The following is a 6,946-nucleotide window of genomic DNA, read 5'->3' as shown; positions in this document are numbered from 1 at the left end:
TATTCCTCCTTCTTCGGAAGTGCCGCCTTTACAAGCACATTGTCGATCAGGCCGTAGCTCTTTGCCTCTTCCGAACTCATCCAGTAGTCCCGATCCGAATCGCGCTCGACGTCTTCGATCGTGCGACCCGAATGCGTCGCGAGAATCTCATGCAGGCGGTGCTTCGTCTTCAGGATCTCCGCGGCCTGTATCTGTATGTCGGATGCCTGTCCCTGCGCCCCACCCATGGGCTGATGGATCATCACCCTGGAGTTGGGAAGGCCGGCACGTTTTCCCGCTTCACCGGCGGCAAGCAATACCGCGCCCATGGAAGCAGCCAGGCCAACACAAATAGTCGCAATGGGGCACGACACGTATTGCATGGTGTCGTAGATCGCCAGCCCCGCATACACGCCGCCACCAGGCGAATTGATATAGAGGTTGATATCTCGCTCGGGATCCTCACTTGCCAGATACAGCAGCTGCGCCACCATCAGATTCGCAATCTGGTCATTCACCGGAGTACCCAGCATGACGATGCGCTCCTTCAGCAAGCGGCTGAAGATGTCGTAGGCACGCTCGCCGCGCGTCGTTTGCTCGACCACCATCGGAACGAGCCCTGACATCGGAGCATCCTGAAACGGTCCGCTGTAAATCTCGGACGGTATCGATGTCAGGCTTTTCGTGAACTTTACAAAATCATCTACCATGGGACACTGTGGGATTAGGTGTCTGGGAAACCGGTTGCGGAAGCGATGCAAACCGTTCGGGCGTCTGCTGCAATGTTACTTCTTTTTGTTCTTCTTCGCAGCTTTCTCGATCTCTTTCTCGAATGCCTTTCGGTCCTTTTCCACAACTTTGAACTTGCTCAAGAGGAAGTCAATGACTTTCTCAGTCATCAGCCGCTGGTCCAGCTGCTCCATGAGACCATTGATCGAACCGTAATACTGACGAAGCAGATCGGTACTGATCTCACCACCCGCCGCTGACTTTTCGAAGAACTTTTCTCGATCCTCTTCCGCAACGGCAAGATCCTCGTCACCAACGATCTTGTCCTTGATGAGCATCCATCGAGCCTGATAAATGGCTTCGTCCTTTCGTGATTCCCGGAAAGCATCCTCATCAAAGCCCTCGGGAAGGGAGTCTCCGCTGTTCTTCCGGACCTCCTCTACGAAGGAATCCAGATACATCTCGATGACGGATTCGGGCACATCAATCTGATTGGCCTCGACGATGGTCTCTACCACCTTCGTTTCAAGAAGCTCCTTTGACTGCTGGTCCCAGCTGTTTTGCAGACGTTTGGTTACCTGCTCGCGAAGTTGATCGACCGTTTCGGCCTGCCCTTTTGTGGCGGTCTTGACAAACTCGTCGTCCAGTTCAGGGAGATCCTTCCGCTTGATTTCCTTGACCGTCAATTCGTACGCAACTGGATCACCGCCCTCATCATCAGGAATCGTGATCCTGACAGTTCCTCCCGGCGCCGCACCAAGCAAGGGCTTCCGAAACTCTTCCCGGAGCCGCTTATCTCCCAGATAGAACGTCACGTCTTCCCGCTTCTCTCCAATGAGCGGTGTGCCTGTCTCCGGGACGACCTTTTGGAGATCAACAAGAACGAAGTCGTCGTCGCCGACTTTGTCGTCCACGGGGACGAGGTCGGCCTCAGAGTCCCGAAGATGTTCGATGTCATGATCCACTTCGTCGTCTGCCACCTGGTGTGTGAGCTTCGACACCGATACTCGTTTGGGATACACCACTTCGAATTCGGGCCGAACGCCAAACCGTATCACGGCGTGCAGATCGCCGTCCATCTCATATTCCAGCGTGGTGATCTTTGGCTGGCCAAGCACCTTATGCAGACCGGGCTGCATGACTTCAGACTCGTACGTCTGCTGGATGGAGCGCTCGGCCAGGCCGTACGCGATGGCCTTGCCGTAGAGCTTCTTCACGAGTGACGTTGGCACCTTCCCTCTGCGGAATCCTTTGAGGTTGGTTCGGGTGCGCTGGCTGCGAAGCTCGGCCTGAAAATCCTCGGCCAGGTCTTCCGGTCCGGCATTGATCTCCAGGTCGTACTCGACGGGCGTAACCTGCTTGATGGAGGTCTGCATGCTATTCGAAGGTCTCTGGCGGGCGAGTCACCGGCGGGTGCCGCTGTTGGGCCTGCGTGGTTTGCGGAAGCACTGTGAGACTTGTCAGTACCGAAAAGGTGTCATGCTGCATCCTGATTTCACATTGCTGAACCGCAGAATGGTTCGACCCAATCGGTGCGCGACCGGGGACGAATCGGGTCAGAGAAGCGACATCGTCGCCGGCGGGATGGGAATGACGTACTGCTTTTCGAGCACATCCTCGTGTACACCGAATTGGCCTGTCCCCCTGAAGTCGATCGCCACGAACGGACCTACAACACGTTTGACCTCCCCGATGCCATAGTAAATCGGGGAAGGTCCGTAGTAGACCAACTGGCCTTCGTCGAGGCTCTTTCCGATGCGCGCGCGACGGTGGAACGCCGGAATCGCCGGAAGCAATTCGAGCCTGTACGGGCTGATATTGTTATGATCTGAGCCGTTCAACATGGTGCACGAATATAGCACCAACGTCAGTCCGGGTTCCATGATCACGGTTTTTCGACAAACGCCCGGCCTGCAGGTTGATCTTTTCGCCTTCAGAACTTGTGATGGTTCCGATCTGTTAGGTATAATAGTTTCGGGTTGGTCGTATCCCAGCGACGGCAACTCAACCGGACTCATCTCACCATACCGGCGGACTTCACCCCAGCGCCCTATCTGATGACGAACTCCACCAAGATCATCGACCGGCAGATCGGACGCAATTGCGAGCTATTTGCTCAATCGATCGGTTTGATCGAGACGATCGAGGGACGTTACCCGTACATCCGCATTCTCATCGACCTCATTGAGCAGGCTCACCCTGAGTTGAATCAGGCACCGCAGAAAGACCGCAAGATTGCGCACGTCATCTTCACGATGAGCAAGGGCACGATTGAGATGGACGAGGCGAGCGAGGTGGTCAAGGTCAGGGACGAAGAGCGCGGGTTCTTCTACGACTAGCCGGCGGTGGCCCGGCAGACGCTATGTGATGCGTTCGGGATTGTCGCGTACGAAGCTCTCCCAGTTGACGTGCTTGCCTTTCTCGCCGACCTGCCCACGATGTGCATGACACAGTCCGACTGCCAGCGCGTCCGACGCATCTAGGGCCATCTCACCGTCTGCATCGGTTATCGACAGGATCGACCGGACCATGTACCAGACCTGCTGCTTGCTCGCGTTGCCGTTGCCCGTGACCGACTTCTTGACCTCCTTCGGCGTGTACTGGGCAACCGGAATCTGGCGGTTCAGTGCCGCCAGAATGGCCGAGGCCTGGGCGCGACCCAGTTTCAGGATGGACTGCGGGTTGCGACCGTAGATCGGCATCTCTACGGCACATTCGTCGGGGGTACATCGCTCGATAACCGCAGTCACGCGATCGTAGATGTTCTTGAGGCGGAGGTGATGATCCGGTGTGCTGTCCAGTCGAAGGGCTCCATATTCGATCACCTTTTCACCCCCGTCCGTTACTTCGACGACGCCATAGCCTGTGTACCGCGAGCCGGGGTCAATGCCAAGAATGATCATCGGTACTGGCCGTATGGTTGGCGTTCACGCAATGGCCGCGATGGTCTCGTCGTCCAGTTCGAGCGTGGAGTAGACGGCCTGCACGTCCTGGTGCTCGTCAAGGGTATCGAGGAGGCGCAGCACCTTGGGGATCGTGTCGGCGTCGGGCGTGGTGGTCGTCGTCGGGAGGCGCTGGAGCCCTGCTTCTTCTGGTTCGATGCCCGCCTCGGCGAGCGCGGCCTGCACGGCGCCGAACGCCTCCACAGGCGTCTCGACCACGAATACGTCATCCTCGCGGCGCAGGTCTTCCGCACCCGCGTCGGCGACGAGCAAGAACAGGTCGTCCTCATCCTGGCCCTCGGCAGGAATCTCAAACATGCCTTTCTGGTCGAACAGGAACGCGACCGAGCCCGAGTTGCCGAGGTTGCCCCCTGCCTTGGTAAAGATGCTCCGGAGGTCCGCCACCGTCCGGTTGGTGTTGTCCGTTAGCGTCTCGACGAAGAGCGCCACCCCGCCGGGACCGTAGCCTTCGTAGGTGTTCTCCTCGTAATCGGCCCCCTCGATCTCGCCGGTGCCTCGCTTGATGGCCCGCTCGATGTTGTCCTTGGGCAGGTTCTCCGCCTTGCCTTTCTCGATGGCGAGCGCCAAGCGCGGATTCATGTTCGGGTTGCCGCCGCCTTCGCGCGCCGCAATCATGATGTCGCGCGTGATGCGCGCCCAGACCTTGGAGCGCTTCGCGTCGGTCGCGCCTTTCTTCCGCTTGATCTTCGACCATTTACTGTGGCCTGCCATGCCGCTCTCTTTGTTCCGTGTGAATAGAATGCTAGCCTGAAAATATACGGTGGACCGAAAGGAGCTAGCGCGCCACGACGGCCCACCGGTCCACGACTGTGTCGCCCTCCACCACGTAGAGCGCAGACTGCATGGCGACCGCGACGCAGGCGTGATTGGGCACGATCCGAACCCGGTCGCCCACGTCGAATGTGGAGCCGCCGGGGACGTCGATCCAGCCGTGCTCCTCGCTGAGACCGACAATCCGCGCGTGCGGCAGCGGCTTCATCGTGCTCGGGCTATGGAGGAGGACGCCGTACCCGCTCGTTCCGTCACCCGTGTCGGTCGTGAACGTCTTCTTTCCCGCGTCTACGAACACGCGGTCGGTGCCGTCGTCGTCGCGGTGGGTGGAGATGACCGTGGCTTGCGCGGTGAGGGCACACGCCGTCATCGGCGCCGTGCCGAGCGCAACCTGCATCGCGTCGTGGAAGACGTAGTTACCGGGCCGCGCTTCGGTGATACGGAAGCCGTCATGTTCGGCGTTCTCAAAGACGCTGAAGGAGGGCGTGGAGCCCAGCGAGAGGACGGCCTCGGCTGGGTCGAGCAAACGTGCTGTGCCGAGTTGGACAGCAAAGGCAAGGAGCCGGTCGCGCTCTTCCCGCATCGCGCGCACCCGCGCCTCACGCAGGGTCTCGCCTTCGTCGGGGCCGATGTAGCTCTGGCCCCCGTGCGTGAGGAGGCCACGCACCCGCAGGCCCGGCAATCGCGTCATGCGGCGTACCACGTCGTCCGCCTCAGGATCGTCCCAGCGGACGCCACAGCGGTGATGGCCCGTATCCACCTCGATCAGCACATCCACGCCAGCGTGCTCGGCGAAGGCGTGCGAGGCCGCCGTGGCGCCTGCGAGCGTATCGATGCAGAAGGCCAGCCGGACGCCCTCCTCTTGGAGCGCAGCGATCCGCGTAAAGGCGTCCTCGGTGACCATCTCTTTGGCGATCACGAGGTCATCGAACCCAGCAGCAGCGAACGCCTCCGCCTCGCGTACCGTTGCGACGGTCAGGCCTTGGGCACCACTCTCTACCTGCAACCGGGCAAGCTCCGGGCACTTGTGCGTCTTGATGTGCGGCCGGAGCGCGACGCCCTGCGCCTCGGCACGCGCCTGGACGGCGGCGAGATTCGCCTCCAGTCGGCTCTTTTCAACGAGAAGGGCAGGCGTGGGGAGATCGGAGACGAGCATGGGCGCGGCGAGTGGGCGGCATTCAAACTACACCGGAACGCAGCCGGCTGATGGCTGGTCCATACTCGACGCTCACCCTCTTCTTTCTGCGATGAACATCGGCATTCTCGGCTCCGGCACGGTTGGGCAAACCCTCGGCACCGGCCTGATCAGGCACGACCATACAGTCCACCTCGGAAGCCGCTCGCCTGAACGCGAGGACCTGAGCATGTGGGCCACGAAGACCGGCGGCCAGGTGGGGTCGTATGCCGAAGCCGCGGCGTTTGGTGAGCTGCTCATCCTCGCGACCGCGTGGGAAGACACTGCCGAAGCCATCACACAAGCAGGCCCCGAACGATTCACTGGCAAGGTCGTGCTGGACGCGACCAATCCACTCGACTTTCCCGATGACGCGCCGCCGGTGCTCGCCGTGGGTGGCACGGACTCGGCAGGCGAACGCTTCCAGACCCAGCTCCCCGACGCCCACCTCGTAAAATGCTTCGCCATGGTCGGTGCTGGGCTCATGGTGGATCCTGACCTCCCTGACGGCCCACCGACCATGTTCATCGCAGGCAACAGCATCGAGGCCAAGCAACAGACCACCGCCTTGCTCGACACGATCGGCTGGGACACGGTGGATCTTGGCGGCATTGAGGCTGCGCGCTACATCGAAGCGATGGCGATGGTGTGGGTCCTCTACGCCATGCGCGAGGGATCACGGACGCACGCGCTCAAGCTGCTCCGGGACTAACGCAACGCGCCCCGCCTCACGAGGAGACCGGGCGCGTTAGTATTGGGTAGTGCGTAGGACTCAGACCTTGCCCATCGCGGTGCGGAGGCGGGTGCGGGCCCGCTCCATCTCGGCCTTCGCAGCCTCGCGCTCCTCGGCGCTGCCCGCCGCATCGAGGTGCTCCTTCGCCCGCTCCTCGGCCACCTTCGCTCGCTCGACATCAATGTCGGAGGCAGGCTCAGCCGTCTCGGCGAGCATGATGACGTGGTTGTCGAGCACCTCCACGAAACCGCCGGAGGTCGCGAACGTCGCCACCTTGCCGTCCGGGAGGGTCACGTAGACGGGACCAACGCCGGTGGCGGCCACCATCGGGGCGTGGCCCCGGAGGATCTCGAAGCCGCCTTCCACGCCGGGCGCGCGGAAGCTGACGGCCTCGCCACGGAAGGCCGCGGCATCAGGCGAGACGATTTCGACGAGCAGGTTGTCAGCCATGAGTCAGGGGAGATGGGAGATCGGGACTGGGAGATGGGGGGTGCGGGCCGAAACCCTATATCCTAGTGCCCATCCCCCATTGCCCGAGGCCACTAGGCCTCTTGAAGCATGCGCTCGCCGTCCTCGATCACAGCCTCGATGGTGCCC

The 6,946-nt window shown here is 61.0% G+C and carries 9 protein-coding genes; 2 read left to right on the top strand and 7 right to left on the bottom strand.

The window, feature by feature from the left end:
- The 3 genes from clpP to HKN37_09670 form a co-directional block, all read right to left on the bottom strand.
- Nucleotides 1-689 (bottom strand): ATP-dependent Clp endopeptidase proteolytic subunit ClpP (gene clpP / locus HKN37_09680; protein ID NNE46914.1); only part of this gene is annotated, 689 nt, incomplete at its 3' end.
- 75 nt (nt 690-764) lie between these two features.
- The gene (tig, locus tag HKN37_09675; protein ID NNE46913.1) at nt 765-2,084 is read right to left on the bottom strand and encodes a trigger factor; all 1,320 of its coding nucleotides are present in this window, start codon (nt 2,082-2,084) and stop codon (nt 765-767) included.
- Between the two features lie 180 nt (nt 2,085-2,264).
- Nucleotides 2,265-2,552: a hypothetical protein gene (locus HKN37_09670; protein NNE46912.1), complete on the bottom strand. Its 288-nt coding sequence runs from the start codon at nt 2,550-2,552 to the stop codon at nt 2,265-2,267.
- A 213-nt stretch (nt 2,553-2,765) separates the two neighbouring features.
- Between HKN37_09670 and HKN37_09665 the strand changes: the two genes are divergently transcribed.
- Entirely contained in the window at nt 2,766-3,047 is a 282-nt protein-coding gene (locus HKN37_09665; GenBank protein ID NNE46911.1) for a DUF4290 domain-containing protein, read from the top strand.
- A 21-nt stretch (nt 3,048-3,068) separates the two neighbouring features.
- Here HKN37_09665 and ruvC read toward each other — a convergent pair whose 3' ends face one another.
- The 3 genes from ruvC to HKN37_09650 form a co-directional block, all read right to left on the bottom strand.
- Nucleotides 3,069-3,611 carry a crossover junction endodeoxyribonuclease RuvC gene (gene ruvC / locus HKN37_09660; GenBank protein NNE46910.1) on the bottom strand — a complete coding sequence of 181 codons (543 nt, stop codon included), beginning with the start codon at nt 3,609-3,611 and terminating at the stop codon, nt 3,069-3,071.
- 24 nt (nt 3,612-3,635) lie between these two features.
- Nucleotides 3,636-4,382: a YebC/PmpR family DNA-binding transcriptional regulator gene (locus HKN37_09655; GenBank protein ID NNE46909.1), complete on the bottom strand. Its 747-nt coding sequence runs from the start codon at nt 4,380-4,382 to the stop codon at nt 3,636-3,638.
- Between the two features lie 64 nt (nt 4,383-4,446).
- Nucleotides 4,447-5,598 carry a D-TA family PLP-dependent enzyme gene (locus HKN37_09650; GenBank protein ID NNE46908.1) on the bottom strand — a complete coding sequence of 384 codons (1,152 nt, stop codon included), beginning with the start codon at nt 5,596-5,598 and terminating at the stop codon, nt 4,447-4,449.
- 91 nt (nt 5,599-5,689) lie between these two features.
- On the opposite strand from HKN37_09650, the gene HKN37_09645 reads away from it, so the two are divergent.
- Nucleotides 5,690-6,328 (top strand): NAD(P)-binding domain-containing protein, encoded by a 639-nt coding sequence (locus tag HKN37_09645; GenBank protein ID NNE46907.1) that lies wholly within the window; start codon nt 5,690-5,692, stop codon nt 6,326-6,328.
- A gap of 60 nt (nt 6,329-6,388) precedes the next feature.
- Here the strand turns inward: HKN37_09645 and atpC are convergent, their stop codons facing one another.
- Nucleotides 6,389-6,799 carry an ATP synthase F1 subunit epsilon gene (atpC, locus tag HKN37_09640; GenBank protein ID NNE46906.1) on the bottom strand — a complete coding sequence of 137 codons (411 nt, stop codon included), beginning with the start codon at nt 6,797-6,799 and terminating at the stop codon, nt 6,389-6,391.
- Nucleotides 6,800-6,946: the final 147 nt, after the last annotated feature.

Source organism: Rhodothermales bacterium, from assembly GCA_013002345.1.
Lineage (GTDB): Bacteria > Bacteroidota > Rhodothermia > Rhodothermales > JABDKH01 > JABDKH01.
The sequence above is the reverse complement of the archived record's forward strand: the minus strand, read 5'-3'. Positions and strand labels throughout refer to the sequence as shown.

What these genes read in the sequence shown, in the direction of transcription:
- tig (NNE46913.1), bottom strand. Translation starts at nt 2,084, where the DNA reads ATGCAGACCTCCATCAAGCAGGTTACGCCCGTCGAGTACGACCTGGAG.
- HKN37_09670 (NNE46912.1), bottom strand. Translation starts at nt 2,552, where the DNA reads ATGTTGAACGGCTCAGATCATAACAATATCAGCCCGTACAGGCTCGAA.
- HKN37_09665 (NNE46911.1), top strand. Translation starts at nt 2,766, where the DNA reads ATGACGAACTCCACCAAGATCATCGACCGGCAGATCGGACGCAATTGC.
- ruvC (NNE46910.1), bottom strand. Translation starts at nt 3,611, where the DNA reads ATGATCATTCTTGGCATTGACCCCGGCTCGCGGTACACAGGCTATGGC.
- HKN37_09655 (NNE46909.1), bottom strand. Translation starts at nt 4,382, where the DNA reads ATGGCAGGCCACAGTAAATGGTCGAAGATCAAGCGGAAGAAAGGCGCG.
- HKN37_09650 (NNE46908.1), bottom strand. Translation starts at nt 5,598, where the DNA reads ATGCTCGTCTCCGATCTCCCCACGCCTGCCCTTCTCGTTGAAAAGAGC.
- HKN37_09645 (NNE46907.1), top strand. Translation starts at nt 5,690, where the DNA reads ATGAACATCGGCATTCTCGGCTCCGGCACGGTTGGGCAAACCCTCGGC.
- atpC (NNE46906.1), bottom strand. Translation starts at nt 6,799, where the DNA reads ATGGCTGACAACCTGCTCGTCGAAATCGTCTCGCCTGATGCCGCGGCC.